Here is a 963-nt window from a genome sequence, read left to right on the forward strand (position 1 = left end):
GGCGCGATTCCGCCGGTATCGCTTCCTCCTCCGCCTTGCATCCGACCCCTCCGCGGCCCGCGCCCGCGGGTGCTGGTGGGGGCGTTGTCGTCGGGCGCGATTCCGCCGGTATCGCTTCCTCCTCCGCCTTGCATCCGACCCCTCCGCGGCCCGCGCCCGCGGGTGCTGGTGGGGGCGTTGTCGTCGGGCGCGATTCCGCCGGTATCGCTTCCTCCTCCGCCTTGCATCCGACCCCTCCGCGGCCCGCGCCCGCGGGTGCTGGTGGGGGCGTTGTCGTCGGGCGCGATTCCGCCGGTATCGCTTCCTCCTCCGCCTTGCATCCGACCCCTCCGCGGCCCGCGCCCGCGGGTGCTGGTGGGGGCGTTGTCGTCGGGCGCGGTACCGCCGGTATCGCTTCCTCCTCCGCCTTGCATCCGACCCCTCCAGCACCCGCGCCCCTCTGGAGCAAGGGGAGAGGGGTGCGGCTGCGCCGGCACGGTCTGTCGGGACGCGCGGCTGCGCCGGCACGGTGCGGGGAGGGGTGCGGCTGCGCCGGCACCGGGCGGGAACCGGGCGGCTCCGTCGCAGGGCGACGTAGGGTGGCGGGATGGGTGAGCGGGTCGGGACGGCGGAGGCGGCGCGGAGCATCAGGGTGCCGCGGAAGGACGACGACAAGTACACGCGCGGGGTGCTGGGGATCGCGACCGGGTCGGAGCGGTACCCGGGAGCGGCGGTGCTCGGCGTCGAGGCGGCGGTGCGGACGGGAGTCGGCATGGTCCGCTACCTCGGACCGGAGCGGCCCGTGGGCCTGGTGCTCGCCCGGCGGCCGGAGGTCGTGACCGCGGTGGGGCGCGTGCAGGCCTGGCTCGTCGGCTCCGGCACCAGCGCCGAGGACCGCAGCGACGAGGAGCGGCGCACCCTGATCGAGCAGCTGCACTCGGGAGTCCCGGTGGTGCTCGACGCGGGCGCGCTCGACCTGATCGA

At 76.0% G+C, this 963-nt stretch carries 1 protein-coding gene; it reads left to right on the top strand.

Annotated features, from left to right (window positions below):
- Nucleotides 1–586: 586 nt before the first annotated feature.
- Nucleotides 587–963: NAD(P)H-hydrate dehydratase (locus tag C5C27_RS17550; RefSeq protein ID WP_308471201.1), on the top strand; the 377-nt coding region annotated here is incomplete at its 3' end.

Source organism: Rathayibacter sp. AY2B7, from assembly GCF_002931635.1.
Lineage (GTDB): Bacteria > Actinomycetota > Actinomycetes > Actinomycetales > Microbacteriaceae > Rathayibacter.